Raw genomic sequence first — 13,889 nt, 5'->3', positions numbered from 1 at the left:
CATGTCCGTCGTCCCGGTGCTCGTGATCAACAGCGGCTCGTCGTCGTTCAAGTACCAGCTGCTCGACATGTCCACCGAGCGCACGCTCGCGTCGGGCCTGGTCGAGCGCATCGGCGAGCCGGTGGGGGTGGCCCGGCACACGGTGTACGCCGCTTCGACGAGCGCGGCGGCCGGGGAAGTGACGGGAACGCCTACGTTCCTCGATGCGACCCGCACGCGCGAGCTGCCGATCTCCGACCACACCGCGGGCTTCGCCGTGATGCTCGAGGCGTTCGCCTCGGACGGACCGTCGCTGGCCGACAACCCGCCGGTCGCGGTCGGCCACCGCGTCGTGCACGGCGGTGCGCGGTTCTTCGAGCCGACCCTCATCACGCCGCTCGTCGAGATCAACATCGATGAGCTGTCCGTCCTCGCGCCGCTGCACAACCCGGCGAATCTCGCGGGCATCCTGGCCGCGCGCCGCGCGTTCCCCGACGCTCCCCACGTCGCGGTGTTCGACACGGCGTTCCACCAGACCCTGGCGCCCGCCGCCTATACCTATGCGATCGACGCCGACGTGGCGGCATCCCATCGCATCCGCCGGTACGGATTCCACGGCACGTCGCACAAGTTCGTGAGCGAAGCGGCGGCCGCGTTCGTGGGGCGCCCGCTCGAGGACCTCAAGCAGATCGTGTTCCACCTGGGCAACGGCGCCTCCGTCACCGCGATCGACGGCGGGCGCTCGGTCGACACGTCGATGGGCTTCACGCCGTTGGAAGGGCTCGTGATGGGCACCCGGTCGGGCGACATCGACCCCGCCGTGCTGTTCCAGCTCGCGCGCCGCGGCGGCATGACGATCGACGACCTCGACGACCTGCTGAACAAGCGCAGCGGACTGCTCGGGCTGGCGGGATCCAACGATCTGCGCGACATCCGCGCCGGCATCGAGCGCGGCGACGAGCGCGCCGTCCTCGCGTTCGAGGTGTACGTGCATCGGCTGCGCACGTACGCGGGCGCCTACCTCGCGCAGCTCGGCGGCGCCGACATCATCTCGTTCACCGCGGGCGTCGGCGAGAACGCCCCTCACGTGCGCGCCGGTGCGCTCGAGACGCTCGGGTTCGCCGGCGTCGAGATCGACCCCGACCGCAACGAGAGCCCGGAGCGCGGCATCCGCGTCATCTCGACCGACGCATCGCGCGTGACGGTGCTCGTCGTTCCCACCGACGAAGAGCTCGAGATCGCGCGACAGACTCTCGCCGTCTCCCGCGCGTAACCTGCCCCACGTACCCTGAAGCCCATGGACGCCCTTCCCGACCTCACCGCCTACGACGCCGTGCTGTTCGATCTGGACGGCGTGCTGACGCCGACCGCCGAGGTGCACATGCACGCGTGGCAGACGATGTTCGAAGAGCTCTTCGCCACGTGGGACATCGCACCGCCCTACACCGAGCGCGATTACTTCGACCACCTCGACGGCAAGAAGCGGTACGACGGCGTGGCGAGCCTGCTGCGCTCGCGCGACGTCGAGGTGCCCTGGGGCGATCCGTCAGACCCGCCGACAGCCGATACGGTGTGCGGCATCGGCAACCGCAAGAACGCGGTGTTCGAGCGCGTGCTTCGCGCGGACGGGATCGCCGCGTATCCTGGATCGCTGCGCCTGCTCGACGCGCTGGCGGCGGCCGGCACGCCGGTCGCCGTGGTGTCGAGCTCGAAGAACGCCGAAGAGGTGCTGGCCGCGGCCCGCATCCGCGACCGGTTCGCGGTCGTGATGGACGGCGTGATCGCCGAGCGCGACCACCTCGCCTCCAAGCCCGCTCCCGACGTGTTCGTCGAGGCAGCACGGATGCTGGGGGTCGAGCCCGCGCGCAGCGCCGCCGTCGAGGACGCGATCAGCGGGGTGCGCTCGGCGGCCGCCGGCGGCTTCGGGCTGGTGGTGGGAGTCGATCGCGGAGTCGGCGCGCAGGACCTGGTGGATGCCGGGGCGCATGTGGTGGTGAAGGACCTGGAGGAGTTCGTACGATGATCGATCGCGATCGGTTCCCCGTCGACCCGTGGCGGCTCGTCGAGAAGTCGTTCGACGTGGACGACGCCGGCGTCACCGAGACGCTGTTCGCCGTCGGCAACGGCTACCTCGGCATGCGCGGCAACCACCCCGAAGGGCGTTTCGCGCATGAGCACGGCACGTTCATCAACGGCTTCCACGAGACCTTCCCCATCCGTCACGCGGAACAGGCTTACGGATTCGCCGAGGTGGGCCAGACGATCGTCAACGCCCCCGACGCGAAGGTGATGCGCGTCTACGTCGACGACGAGCCGCTGTCGCTCGACGTGGCGGACGTGCGGGAGTACGAGCGCGTGCTCGACATGCGCGACGGTGTGCTCCGCCGTCACATCCTGTGGGTGACGCCGTCGGGCAAAGAGGTCCGGATCGAGTTCGAGCGTCTCGTGTCGTTCGAAGAGAAGCATCTCGCGGTCATGTCCGTCGACGTGACGGTGCTCAACGCGGACGCGCCGGTGACCGTGAGCTGCCAGATGATCAACCGCCAGGACGGCGAAGACGTCTACGGCGGCACGCCGCCGACACGCCGGGCCAAGGCGGCGTTCGACCCCCGCAAGGCCGAGCGCATCCACGAGCGGGTGCTGCAGCCGCAGGAGTACTGGCAGGACGGCACGCGCTCTGCCCTGTCGTACCGCGTCACCGAGTCGGGCATGACGCTCGCGGTGATCGCCGACCACCTGGTCGAGACCGACAACGAGTACAGCGCCAGATCGCTCATCGAGCCCGACATCGCGAAGAACGTGTTCCGGGTGCAGGCGAAGGCGGGCGTGCCGGTGCGCGTCACGAAGCTGGTCAGCTACCACACGTCGCGCGGGGTGCCCGCGCGCGAGCTCGTCGATCGCTGCCGCCGCACGCTCGACCGTTCGCTGAGTGAGGGCGTCGAGGCGGTCCGCGCTCAGCAGCGAGCGTGGCTCGACGCGTTCTGGGAGCGTTCGGACGTGCGCATCGGCGGGCACGACGACCTGCAGCAGGCGACCCGCTGGTGCCTCTTCCAGCTCGCGCAGGCCGCCGCGCGCGCCGACGGCCAGGGGGTGCCCGCGAAGGGCATGACCGGGTCGGGCTACTCCGGCCACTACTTCTGGGACACCGAGATCTACGTCTTGCCGTTCCTCGCGTACACGACGCCGCTGTGGGCGCGCAACGCGCTGCGCATGCGCTACCTCATGCTGCCCGCGGCCCGGCGCCGCGCCTTCCAGCTGAACGAGGCGGGTGCGCTGTTCCCGTGGCGCACGATCAACGGCGAAGAGGCATCGGCCTACTACGCCGCCGGCACGGCGCAGTACCACATCAACGCCGATGTCAGCTTCGCGCTCGCGAAGTACGTCCGGGCGACGGGCGACGACGAGTTCCTCTATCGCGAGGGCGTCGACATCGCGGTCGAGACCGCTCGACTGTGGGCGACGCTCGGCTTCTGGCGCTCGAGCGACGGGCAGTTCGTCGGCGACGACGACGAGGTGTTCCACATCCACGGCGTGACCGGTCCCGACGAGTACACCACCGTCGTCAACGACAATCTGTTCACGAACGTCATGGCCCGCTTCAACCTCCGCTTCGCCGCGCGCACCGTGCGCGAGATGGCCGAGGTCGACGGCGAGGTGTACCGGCAGATGGTCGATCGGCTGGGTCTCGAGCCGGGCGAGCCGGAGGCGTGGGACCGGGCAGCCGAGGCCATGCACATCCCGTTCAGCCCGAACCTCGGCATCCATCCGCAGGATCACGTGTTCCTCGAACGCGAGGTGTGGGATCTCGAGAACACGCCCGCCGACAAGCGCCCGCTGCTGCTGCACTTCCACCCGCTGGTGATCTACCGGTACCAGGTGCTCAAGCAGGCCGACGTGGTGCTCGCGCTGTTCCTGCAGGGCAACCACTTCTCGCCCGAAGACAAGCTGGCCGACTTCGAGTACTACGACCCGCTGACCACGGGCGACTCCACGCTGTCGGCCGTCGTGCAGTCGATCCTGGCGGCCGAAGTCGGGTACCAGGACCTCGCGCTGGACTACTTCCGGCAGTCGATCTTCGTCGACCTCGCCGACCTGCACCACAACGCGTCCGACGGCGTGCACGTCGCCTCGGCGGGCGGCGTCTGGACGGCGCTGGTGTCGGGCTTCGGCGGCATGCGCGACCACTTCGGCGAGCTCTCGTTCGACCCGAGGCTGCCGGCAGCGTGGCCGTCGCTGGAGTTCACGCTGCACTGGCACGGCACGGCGCTGACCGTCTCGATCACGCGGGAAGAGCTGCGCGTGTCGGCGGCGGACGGCGACCCGGTCGGCTTCAGCGTGCGCGGCGTCGGCTACGTCGTCGGCTCCGGTGAGGACGTCGTGGTCGCGCTGCAGGGTCAGGGACCCGTCATCGCCGGCCGTCCCTCGCTGCGGCAGCTGGGCGAGGCGCGGCGCGAGGACGGCTCCCTGCTGTCGGCCTCGGTCCCGACGGTCACCTCGGCGATCCCGGTCATCGTGACCGAGGCCGAGACGGCCGCGCACGACTGACACGGAGTGGGCGCGCTCCGCAGCGGTGGATGCCGCGGCTCAGGCTTCGGCGGCGGTCGCGGCGCGGGCGGCCTCGGCGGCGCGCGCGACCCACTTGGGCGTCTCGCCGTAGCGCTGGAACGGCACGAGCTCGCCGGCGGCACTGTCGGCGATCAGCTGAGCCAGCCGGCGCTCGCGCGTCGACTCCTGCTTGGCCGAGAGCACCCAGTGGATCACCTGGCGCCGGTACGTCGGCGTCGCTGCGTCGAGGAACGCGGTCGCCGCCGCATCGGCCGCCACGCGCGCCTCCCACTCGGGCGGAAGCTCCTGGCCGGGGTTCTCGTGCGAGTAGACGCCGGTGCGGTCGGGGCGCCGGCGCGCGTACGCCGCCAGGCCTGCCTCGGTCATCAGTCCCTGCGCGGTGAGCTGCTCGACGAGCTCGATGTTGACCTTCGACCAGTTGCTCGACGGCTTGCGGGGCGACCACCGCTGCCGCACCGCGTCGTCATCGATGCGCTGCGCCACCGAGTCGATCCAGCCGTAGCAGAGCGCGACGGGAACGGCCTGCTCCCAGGTGAGGGGGCGGTCGGCGACGTGCTTCTTGTAGAGGCCCATCCACAGCTCGGCCTCGGTGTCGTGGTGCGCCGCGAGCCAGGCGCGGAACTCTTCGGGACCCGAGAAGAACACCGCCGGGCGCTCCGGCGTGCCGCCGAGGGTGCCGATCGTCGTCATGAGCCGAGTCTGCCAGTGGACGCCGACATCCGGTGCAGCGAGCTGCCCCCGGGTCACGCCCGCGCCGGCACGAGCGCCATCGGCGCCTCGAAGAACCGCAGTTCGTGCTCGGCCGATCGTCGGAAGGCCTCCGACATCCGCGCACGCTCGTGCGCGGATGCCGCACCGGCCGCGGCATCCGCGATCCGCACCGCCTGCGCGGTCGCCTCGGCGAACGCCGGATCCCCGTACGCGGCGAGCCAGTCGTCGTACGGGTGGGTCTCGTGTCGTGCCGCTGTGAGCCGCGTGCCCAGATCGGCGTAGATCCAGAAGCACGGGAGGACGGCGGCGACCAGCTCGCCGTACGTGCGGCCGGACGCGTGCAGATGATCGGTGTAGGCCGTCGTGGCCGGCGCGGGGTCTGCGGGCCGGCGGCCGTCGAGGTGCGCGGAGTGGAGCCGCTGCTCCTCGACCAGCGCCGATTGGGCCGACCTCGCCCAGAACGCCTGCTCGTCGGCGGTCGGGGCCAGGGCGCTCGCGCGCGCGAGCAGACGCGCGTACTCGCCGAGATACCGGGCGTCCTGCGCGAGGTACCAGGTGAAGACGTCCCGCTCCAGCGAGCCGTCGCCGAGTCCCCGCACGAACGCGCACTCCTCGATGCCGGCGCGGACGGCGGCCGCGGCATCCCACACCTCCGCCGACCACGCGCGATCCGCGGGGGCGCGCAGCTCGTGGAAGTGGTCGACCGGGCCGTTGCCGCGACCGACGTGCAGCGCGTCGGCGTGGGCGAGCGCGCCGGTGAGCCACTGCTTGGCACGCACGAGAGCGTCGGGCCAGGACGCTCCGCCCGCGCGCAGCGTCGCCATGGCGGACGACAGCGAGCACCCGGTGCCGTGGGTGTTGCGCGTCGCGACCCGGGCGCCTGCGACCTCGTGCACGCCGCCCGGGCCGACCAGCGGTACCGGGCCGACGAGCGCGTCCGGGCAGTCGGCGCCGTCGAGATGGCCGCCCTTGAGCAGCACGAGCGTGCCGGTGCTCTCGTGCAGGCGGCGGGCGGCGTCGAGCGCCTCGTCCCAGGTGGCGGCGACCGGGCGCCCGGTGAGCACGGCGAGCTCGGCGAGGTTGGGGGTCACGAGGTCGGCGTCGGTGCACAGCCCGCGCAGCGCGTCCTCGGCGGCGGCATCCAGCAGCCGGTCGCCGCTCGTCGCGACCATCACCGGGTCGAGCACGACGACCGGCGGGCGTACGCGTGCGAGCCAGTCGCGGACGACCTCGATGATCGCGGCATCCTGCAGCATCCCGATCTTGACCGCGTCGATCTCGACATCGTCCGACACCGCGTCGAGCTGCGCCGTCAGGAACCCGACCGGCGGCACGTGCACCTCGCGCACGCCGCGCGTGTTCTGCGCGACCAGCGCGGTCACCACGGCCATGCCGTAGCCGCCCAGCGCGCCGATCGTCTTGAGGTCGGCGTGGATGCCGGCGCCCCCGGTCGGGTCGGTGCCGGCGATGCTGAGGACGCGGGGGATGCCGCTCATCGGACGACCCCGACGGGCGCGGCGTCCGCTGCCCGGCGCAGGGCGCGTGCGGCGGCGTCAGGGTCTTCGGCGGCCGACAGCAGCGATACGACCGCGACGCCCGCGGCCCCCGCGTCGCGCAGCGGGGCGACGTCGTCGATCCCGACCCCGCCGATCGCGATGCAGGGCAGCGGGGTCGACGCCGCGAGGCGCGCGAACCCGTCGACCCCGAGTGCCGGCGGGTGATCGGGCTTGGTCGTCGTGGGCCGGATCACGCCCACCCCCAGATAGTCGAGCGTGCCGGCGGGCAGCGCCGCCGCCGCGGCCAGATGCGGCAGCGTGTTCGCCGTCCAGCCCACGACGGCGTCGGGGCCGAGCAGCCGGCGTGCCGCGTCCGGCGGCAGGTCGCTCTGGCCGAGGTGCACGCCGTCCACGCGGGCGCCCGCGTCACGCGCGGCGAGCACGATGTCGGCACGGTCGTCGACGACGAAGGTCGCGCGCCCCGCCACGGCTGCGGAGAGGGCGACCGTCTGGGCGAGCAGCTCGCGCGCGGTGCCGCCCTTCACCCGCAGCTGGACGACATCGACGCCGGCCCCGACGGCCGCTGTGACGATGGCGCGGGTGTGTGCGAAGGGCAGACGGTCGTCGGTCACGTGGTGCACCTGAAGCCGCGCGTGCCGCTGCGAGCTCATCGCCCGCCCGCCGTCCCGACGGCGGTGCGTTCGACGCGCGCGCGGTCTTCGAGCTCGGCGGGCGCGACCTCGGCCAGCGCGTCGAGCAGCGCGACGGCGAACGAGCCCGGTCCGGTGGATCGGGCGGCCGCGCGTTCCGAGGCGGCCGCGTAGAGGGTGGATGCCGCCACCGCCGCGTCGAGAGGCTCGCAGACGCCGAGGAAGGCGGCCATGACCGCGCCCAGAGAGCAGCCGCCGCCTGTCACGCGGGTCAGGAGCGCGTCGCCGCCTCCGATGCGGACGACCTGCACGCCGTCGGTGACGAGGTCGACGGCGCCCGACACGGCGACGACGCCGCCGGTGCGCAGCGCGAGGCCGCGGGCGGCGTCGGCTGCGGCATCCGTCCCCTCCGTCGCGTCCACTCCGCGACCGCCGGCTCCGGCGCCGGCCAGGGCGAGGATCTCGGACGCATTGCCGCGGACGATGGCCGGCCGGTGCTCGAGCAGCTCGGCGGCGAAGGCGGTGCGAACAGGGAGGGCGCCGACCGCGACCGGATCGAGCACCCAGCGCTCGGTCGCCCGCACGGCCTCCCGGGCGCCGTCGCGCTGCTCGGCCCCCGGGGTTCCGAGGTTCACGAGCACGCCGTCGGCGATGCCCGCGAACATCCCGGCCTCACCGGGCAGGTCGCACATGGCGGGCGCCGCGCCGACGGCGAGCAGCACGTTGGCAGTGAAGCCGGTCACCACGGCGTTGGTGATGCACTGCACCAGCGGTGCGGCATCCCGCAGCGCCGTCAGCGCATCGGAGGGGGACAGGTGGACGGCGGCGCGCGTGTTCATCGCGACATCCCTTCGCTCGCATGATCGAGATCAGGTTCGACGGGTGTGTTCTCAGCCCGCCGTGCGGGCACCCCGTGTCACTGCCGAGCAATCTAGCAGGCCGGGGATCGGCCGCCCCGGTGCGATGCGCTGAGCCTGCCGAAGTGCGATGCGCTGAGCCTGCCGAAGTGCGATGCGCTGAGCCTGCCGAAGTGTCGGAGCCACACCGTAGGCTGGGGGAGTGACCACAGCCCTCTATCGCCGCTACCGGCCCGAGTCGTTCGGCGAGATGATCGGGCAGGGGCAGGTCACCGAGCCGCTGATGACCGCGCTGCGCGGCGACCGGGTCGGTCACGCCTACCTGTTCTCGGGCCCCCGCGGGTGCGGAAAGACCACGTCCGCCCGCATTCTTGCGCGCTGCCTCAACTGCGCCGAGGGGCCGACCGACGTCCCGTGCGGGAAGTGCGACAGCTGCATCGAGCTCGGGCGCGGCGGCGGCGGGTCGCTCGACGTCGTCGAGATCGACGCCGCGAGCCACAACGGCGTCGACGACGCGCGCGACCTGCGCGAGCGCGCGGTGTTCGCCCCGGCCCGCGACCGCTTCAAGATCTTCATCCTCGACGAAGCGCACATGGTGACGCCGCAGGGCTTCAACGCGCTGCTCAAGCTCGTCGAAGAGCCGCCGGACCACGTCAAGTTCATCTTCGCGACGACCGAGCCCGAGAAGGTCATCGGCACGATCCGCTCGCGCACCCACCACTACCCGTTCCGGCTCGTGCCGCCCGCTGCGATGCTCGAGTACGTCGAGCAGCTGTGCGCGCAGGAGGGCGTCCAGGTCGAGCCGGGCGTGCTGCCCCTCGTGGTCCGCGCCGGCGGCGGCTCGCCGCGCGACACGCTGTCGCTGCTCGACCAGCTGATCGCGGGCTCCGACGACGCGGGGGTCACCTACGCGCGCGCGGTCGCGCTGCTCGGCTACACGCCCGACGAGCTGCTCGATGAGGTCATCGACGCCTTCGGCGCCTCCGACGCCGGTGCGGCGTTCTCGGCCGTCGATCGCGTCGTGCAGACGGGGCAGGACCCGCGCCGTTTCGTCGACGACCTTCTCGAGCGTCTGCGCGACCTCATCGTCGTCGCTGCGACCGGTCAGGGCGCGGCCGCGGTGCTCCGCGGTGTCTCGGCCGACGATCTCGCCCGCAAGCAGCGTCAAGCAGACGCGTTCGGCACGGCGCGCCTGTCGCGCATCGCCGACCTCGTCATCGCGACCCTCGACGACATGACCGGCGCGACCTCGCCGCGACTGCAGCTCGAGCTCATGGTCGCCCGCGTGCTGGCCAGAGGGGTCCCCACGTCCTCTCCAGACGCCGCTGGCGCGGCGCCCGGAGCCTCGGAGCGCGTGGGCCGAGCCGCCACCGCGGTTGCGTCGGCTCCGGCTGCTGCGGTCTCCGCTCCTCCGGTCGCTGAGCGAACGAACCCAGACGAGACACCTGCGTCGGCCGTCGGCTCGGTGTCCGCGCCTGCGCCCGCGCCTGCATCTGCGCCCGCGCCGGCTCCCGCCGCACCTCGCGAGCTCACCACCGACAATCTGGTCGATGCCTGGCCCGACGTGCTCACTCGGCTCGAGGGGATCAGCCGATCGTCGTGGATGGTTGCGACCGGGTCACGACCGATCGCCGTCACGACGAAGGGCGACGACCACGTGGTCGCGCTCGAGTTCTCCAGCGCGAGCGACCTGACGAAGTTCAAGCCCAAGCCGCAGGGGCAGGGTGCGTTCCTCGACGTGCGCAGCGCGATCGAACAGGTCTTCGGCACGCAGGTGAAGTTCCTGCCGCGACTCGCCGAGCCTGGCTCCGGTGGATCCGGCGGCGCTGCATCCGATCGCGGACCGGCCCCCGCGGCCGCACCGCAGGCCGGGGCGCCTTCCGCACCCGCGTCTGCCGGCGCGCCCGTGGCTGCGGCCGCACCGCAGGCGCAGGCCGCTCCGTCCGGGCCCTCCGGCCCCGGCCCGTCGACGCCTCGAGCGTCGGCACCGCTCGCGTCGGCGCCGCGTGCGTCCGCCTCGGGCTCCGCAGCGCCGCGCGGTGCGGCCGGGTCCACGGGCCCGCGCGCTCCCGGCGACGCGCCCGCGACGGCTGGAGGGGGCGTGGGGAGCACCCCCGCCGCGAAGACGGCTCCGGCCGCGGCCGCACCTGTCACCGACTGGGCGGTCGCGCCGATCCCGTCCGACGACGACGCACCGCCGCCTGACCCCGGCCCCGCAGCCATGCCGAGCGTGGGGCAGTTCGCCGTAGACGACGAGCCCGAGGACGCCGCCGTCTCGCGCGTCGCGACGCTCGCCCCGCCTCGGCAGGCGGTGCATGACGGAGACGTCCTGCCGCGCGCCGAGCTCGCGCCGTCGGCCCTGGCCGGCGAAGACGTCGACGACGACACCGACCTCGACGAGGCCGGCATCCCTGTCGACGCGCCCGTGCCGCCGATGACCCCGGTGATGCGCCCGCGCAACGACAGCGCCGCGGCCACGCCGAACAACGGTATTCAGCGCTACGGCGAGGCGGTCGTGCGACAGATGCTCGGCGCGACGTTCGTCGGCGAAGAGCCCTACGAGCCCCCGACGAGGTTCAGCTAGCCCATGTACGACGGCATCGTCCAGGATCTGATCGACGAGTTCGGCCGCCTGCCGGGCATCGGCCCCAAATCCGCGCAGCGCATCGCGTTCCACATCCTGCAGACCCCCAACTTCGACGTGTCCCACCTGGCCGAGCTGCTCGCCGACGTGCGAGACAAGGTGCGCTTCTGCGAGGTGTGCGGCAACGTGACCGAGCAGGAGCGCTGCTCGATCTGCCGCGATCCGCGCCGCAATCAGACGCTCATCTGCGTCGTCGAGGACGCGAAGGACGTCGCGGCGATCGAGCGCACGCGCGAGTTCCGCGGGCTCTATCACGTGCTGGGCGGCGCGATCAGCCCGATCGCCGGCATCGGACCGGACGACCTGCGGATCGCGCAGCTGATGCAGCGTCTCGCCGACGGCACTGTGCAAGAGGTCATCCTCGCCACGAACCCCAACCTCGAGGGCGAGGCGACGGCGACGTACCTCAGCCGCCTGCTGCACACGCTCGAGATCTCGGTGACGCGGCTCGCCTCGGGACTCCCCGTCGGCGGCGACCTCGAGTACGCCGACGAAGTCACCCTGGGCCGCGCGTTCGAGGGGCGTCGCTCGGTCTGAGCCGCGTCCATGGCTCGCTCGCGATGTCCGGGATCGGTCGTAGAGTGGCGTTCGCGCTCCTCGCGCTGACCCTCCGGCCGGTGCACTCTGGTGCGACGGCGAGAAAGGGCACCGGATGAACTCGGTCCAGCGGTTCGACACGCGTGCGTGGCTGCTCTTCGCCGCGATGGCGCTGCTGTGGGGCATCCCGTATCTGTTCATCAGCATCGCGGTCGAGTCGTACTCGCCCGCGGCGGTGGTCGCGGGGCGCACGCTGCTCGGGGCGATCCTGCTGCTGCCCTTCGCGATCCGCGCGAAGGCGCTGCGCCCGGCGTTCGCGAAGATCGGCTGGGTGCTGCTGTTCGGCGCGATCGAGATGGCGGGCCCATTCCTGCTGCTGGGTCACGCCGAGCAGACCCTGCCGTCGGGGCTGACGGGTCTGCTCGTGGCGACGGTGCCGCTGTTCGCCGCCATCATCGCGTTCGGTGGAGGCGACCGATCGGTGCTCAGCCCGTGGCGGGCGATCGGCCTGTTCGTCGGGTTCGCGGGCGTGTTCGTGATCGTCGCCGGACCCGGGCTCGCCGTCGAGGGCGGGGGAGGACTCATCGCGGTCGGCGAGGTACTGCTGGTCGCGCTGCTGTACGCGATCGCACCGTTCGTCATCGCCACGAAGCTGCGCGACGTGCCGTCGCTCGGGTCGATCACCCTCGCCCTGTTCGCGGTCGGCATCTTCTACACGCCGATCGCCTTCCTGACGCAGCACGAGGTGCCGACAGTCGAGAGCACGGTGTCGCTCGTCGCCCTCGCCGTGCTGTGCACGGCTATCGCGTTCATCACGTTCTTCGCTCTCATCAGACGCGTCGGACCGGTGCGTGCGCCGCTGTTCACCTACGTCAACCCGGTGGTGGCGATCGTGCTCGGCACGATCATCCTGGGCGAGCCCATCACGCCGGGACTGCTCATCGGCTTCCCGCTCGTGATCGTCGGCTGCTGGCTCGCGGCAACGGGCGGCACGCTGCGCCCGCGGGCGTCCGACAGCGACCTCCCTCCGGTCGCGCCCAGCTGACCCCGTCGACCGGCCACGGCGCGGTCACATGGCGGAGGCCGCGTGAACGCGTCCGTAAGATGGAACGTCGGGTGCGGCATCCGGCCCCTCAACACACGCGTGGAGTTTCATCGTGGCGCTGATCGTCCAGAAGTACGGCGGATCCTCGGTCGCGGATGCCGAGAGCATCAAGCGGGTCGCGAAGCGGATCGTCGACACGCGCCGCGCCGGGCACGACGTCGTCGTCGCGGTGAGCGCGATGGGCGACACCACCGACGAGCTGCTCGACCTCGCCGGTCAGGTCGCTCCCATTCCCGCGCCGCGCGAGCTCGACATGCTGCTGTCGAGCGGTGAGCGCATCTCGATGGCGCTGCTGGCGATGGCCATCCACTCCATGGGCTTCGAGGCGCGGTCGTTCACCGGCAGCCAGGCCGGTATGATCACGACCGCCGATCACGGCTCGGCCCGCATCGTCGACGTCACGCCGATCCGCCTCCGCGAGGCGCTCGACGAGGGCGCGATCGTCATCGTTGCCGGATTCCAGGGCTTCAACCGCGACACCCGAGACATCACGACGCTCGGCCGCGGCGGCTCCGACACGACCGCCGTCGCCCTCGCAGCAGCCCTCGAGGCCGACGTCTGCGAGATCTACAGCGACGTCGACGGCATCTTCACGGCCGACCCGCGCGTCGTGCCGAAGGCCCGCAAGCTCGGCGTCGTGTCGGCCGAAGAGATGCTCGAGCTCGCCGCGAACGGCGCGAAGGTGCTGTACATCCGCGCCGTCGAATACGCCCGTCGTCACGGCGTGCTGATCCACGCCCGCTCCACGTTCAGCTCGGGCGTGGGAACCTACGTGCTCGGCCCGGGAATGACCGCTCCCGACGGCCAAGAGGGAGAAGAGATGGAAGAGCCCATCGTCGCCGGAGTCGCCACCGACCTCGGCCAGGCCAAGATCACCGTCATCGGCGTGCCCGACGTGCCCGGCAAGGCGGCCGAGATCTTCAAGGTCGTCTCGAAGTCCGGCGCCAACGTCGACATGATCGTGCAGAACGTGTCGGCCGCGACCACGGGCCGCACCGACATCTCGTTCACGCTCCCCAAGACCGACGCCGCGACCGCGCTCAAGGCCCTCGCTGCCGAGCAAGGCGATATCGGCTTCGAGAGCCTCGTCCACGACGATCAGATCGGCAAGCTGTCAGTGGTCGGCGCGGGCATGCGCACCCATTCGGGCGTGTCGGCCACCCTGTTCGAGGCGCTCAGCGTCGCGGGCATCAACATCGAGATGATCTCGACGTCCGAGATCCGCATCTCGGTCGTCGTGCGCGGCGACGACCTCGCCGAGGCCGCCCGCGTCGTGCACTCGGCGTACGGGCTCGACGGCGACGTCGAGGCCGTCGTCCACGCCGGCACCGGCCGCTGACCGGC

Annotated in this window: 11 protein-coding genes and 1 riboswitch; of the genes, 7 read left to right on the top strand and 4 right to left on the bottom strand. The window is 71.9% G+C overall.

All coding sequences use genetic code 11. The features are described from left to right. Position 1 precedes the first annotated feature (1 nt). The 3 genes from IF188_RS14470 to IF188_RS14460 are packed head-to-tail and all read left to right on the top strand — an operon-like array spanning position 2 to position 4,524. The gene (locus IF188_RS14470; RefSeq protein ID WP_191172504.1) at positions 2-1,252 is read left to right on the top strand and encodes an acetate/propionate family kinase; all 1,251 of its coding nucleotides are present in this window, start codon (positions 2-4) and stop codon (positions 1,250-1,252) included. Positions 1,253-1,276: 24 nt separating this feature from the next. Beyond that, entirely contained in the window at positions 1,277-2,002 is a 726-nt protein-coding gene (locus tag IF188_RS14465) for an HAD family hydrolase (protein WP_191172503.1), read from the top strand. Beyond that, positions 1,999-4,524: a glycoside hydrolase family 65 protein gene (locus IF188_RS14460; protein ID WP_191172502.1), complete on the top strand. Its 2,526-nt coding sequence runs from the start codon at positions 1,999-2,001 to the stop codon at positions 4,522-4,524. The genes IF188_RS14465 and IF188_RS14460 overlap by 4 nt, the downstream gene beginning before the upstream one ends. Positions 4,525-4,563: 39 nt before the next feature. On the opposite strand, the gene IF188_RS14455 is transcribed toward IF188_RS14460, so the two are convergent. The 4 genes from IF188_RS14455 to thiM all read right to left on the bottom strand — a co-directional run bounded on the left by IF188_RS14455 (position 4,564) and on the right by thiM (position 8,241). Then, positions 4,564-5,235: a YdeI/OmpD-associated family protein gene (locus IF188_RS14455; RefSeq protein WP_191172501.1), complete on the bottom strand. Its 672-nt coding sequence runs from the start codon at positions 5,233-5,235 to the stop codon at positions 4,564-4,566. A 53-nt stretch (positions 5,236-5,288) separates the two neighbouring features. Continuing rightward, complete coding sequence (gene thiD / locus IF188_RS14450) at positions 5,289-6,752, bottom strand: bifunctional hydroxymethylpyrimidine kinase/phosphomethylpyrimidine kinase (RefSeq protein WP_191172500.1); 1,464 nt, start codon at positions 6,750-6,752, stop codon at positions 5,289-5,291. After that, positions 6,749-7,384: a thiamine phosphate synthase gene (thiE, locus tag IF188_RS14445; RefSeq protein ID WP_318152886.1), complete on the bottom strand. Its 636-nt coding sequence runs from the start codon at positions 7,382-7,384 to the stop codon at positions 6,749-6,751. Before thiE ends, thiD begins: the two co-directional genes overlap by 4 nt. Before the next feature lie 35 nt (positions 7,385-7,419). Continuing rightward, on the bottom strand, positions 7,420-8,241 hold the full coding sequence (thiM, locus tag IF188_RS14440) for a hydroxyethylthiazole kinase (RefSeq protein WP_191172498.1): 822 nt from the start codon (positions 8,239-8,241) through the stop codon (positions 7,420-7,422). Beyond that, positions 8,232-8,326: riboswitch (TPP riboswitch) on the bottom strand. Its footprint overlaps the gene before it by 10 nt. Positions 8,327-8,461: 135 nt before the next feature. On the opposite strand from thiM, the gene IF188_RS14435 reads away from it, so the two are divergent. From IF188_RS14435 to IF188_RS14420, 4 genes are all read left to right on the top strand, one after another. After that, positions 8,462-10,843, top strand: coding sequence for a DNA polymerase III subunit gamma and tau (locus IF188_RS14435; RefSeq protein WP_191172497.1), 2,382 nt, complete (start codon positions 8,462-8,464; stop codon positions 10,841-10,843). Positions 10,844-10,846: 3 nt separating this feature from the next. Beyond that, positions 10,847-11,440, top strand: a complete 594-nt coding sequence (recR, locus tag IF188_RS14430) for a recombination mediator RecR (protein WP_191172496.1) — start codon at positions 10,847-10,849, stop codon at positions 11,438-11,440. Between the two features lie 115 nt (positions 11,441-11,555). Next, positions 11,556-12,485 carry a DMT family transporter gene (locus tag IF188_RS14425; protein WP_191172495.1) on the top strand — a complete coding sequence of 310 codons (930 nt, stop codon included), beginning with the start codon at positions 11,556-11,558 and terminating at the stop codon, positions 12,483-12,485. Between the two features lie 112 nt (positions 12,486-12,597). Further along, the gene (locus tag IF188_RS14420; protein WP_191172494.1) at positions 12,598-13,884 is read left to right on the top strand and encodes an aspartate kinase; all 1,287 of its coding nucleotides are present in this window, start codon (positions 12,598-12,600) and stop codon (positions 13,882-13,884) included. The last annotated feature ends 5 nt before the right edge of the window (positions 13,885-13,889 follow it).

This window comes from Microbacterium helvum, assembly GCF_014779795.1.
GTDB classification, from domain to species: domain Bacteria; phylum Actinomycetota; class Actinomycetes; order Actinomycetales; family Microbacteriaceae; genus Microbacterium; species Microbacterium helvum.
Note: the sequence above shows the minus strand (reverse complement) of the source record. Positions and strands in the feature narration are given on the sequence as shown.

Bases quoted from the DNA above. Each gene is read 5' to 3' on its own strand.
- IF188_RS14460 (WP_191172502.1), top strand. From the start codon at position 1,999: ATGATCGATCGCGATCGGTTCCCCGTCGACCCGTGGCGGCTCGTCGAG.
- IF188_RS14425 (WP_191172495.1), top strand. From the start codon at position 11,556: ATGAACTCGGTCCAGCGGTTCGACACGCGTGCGTGGCTGCTCTTCGCC.
- thiM (WP_191172498.1), bottom strand. From the start codon at position 8,241: ATGAACACGCGCGCCGCCGTCCACCTGTCCCCCTCCGATGCGCTGACG.
- IF188_RS14465 (WP_191172503.1), top strand. From the start codon at position 1,277: ATGGACGCCCTTCCCGACCTCACCGCCTACGACGCCGTGCTGTTCGAT.
- recR (WP_191172496.1), top strand. From the start codon at position 10,847: ATGTACGACGGCATCGTCCAGGATCTGATCGACGAGTTCGGCCGCCTG.
- thiD (WP_191172500.1), bottom strand. From the start codon at position 6,752: ATGAGCGGCATCCCCCGCGTCCTCAGCATCGCCGGCACCGACCCGACC.
- IF188_RS14455 (WP_191172501.1), bottom strand. From the start codon at position 5,235: ATGACGACGATCGGCACCCTCGGCGGCACGCCGGAGCGCCCGGCGGTG.
- IF188_RS14470 (WP_191172504.1), top strand. From the start codon at position 2: ATGTCCGTCGTCCCGGTGCTCGTGATCAACAGCGGCTCGTCGTCGTTC.